At 67.1% G+C, this 249-nt stretch carries 1 protein-coding gene; it reads left to right on the forward strand.

The window, feature by feature from the left end; translation table 11 throughout:
- Nucleotides 1-52: 52 nt before the first annotated feature.
- The coding region (locus SB772_RS44050; RefSeq protein WP_410839030.1) for a 50S ribosomal protein L11 methyltransferase at nt 53-249 on the forward strand (197 nt) is incomplete at its 3' end.

Consider the following 249-nt stretch of genomic DNA (forward strand, 5'->3'; position numbering starts at 1 on the left):
CGAAAGCCGTCTGGCCGAGCGTCAGTCGGTGAAAAAGGACGAAGCGTAATTCATGAGCTACCGGGAACTGATCGTCGAGCTTGAGCGCGACCGCGCGGAGGAACTCTCCGACGCGCTGCTCGAGCTTGGCGCCCTCTCGGTGTCGGTGGAAGACGCCGACGCCGACACGCCCGACGAGCAGCCGCTCTTCGGCGAGCCGGGTCTCACGCCCGAGCGCACCGCGTGGCAGCATTCGCGCGTGATCGCGCT

Origin of the sequence: Paraburkholderia sp. SIMBA_030 (genome assembly GCF_046535245.1) — a bacterium.
GTDB lineage: Bacteria > Pseudomonadota > Gammaproteobacteria > Burkholderiales > Burkholderiaceae > Paraburkholderia.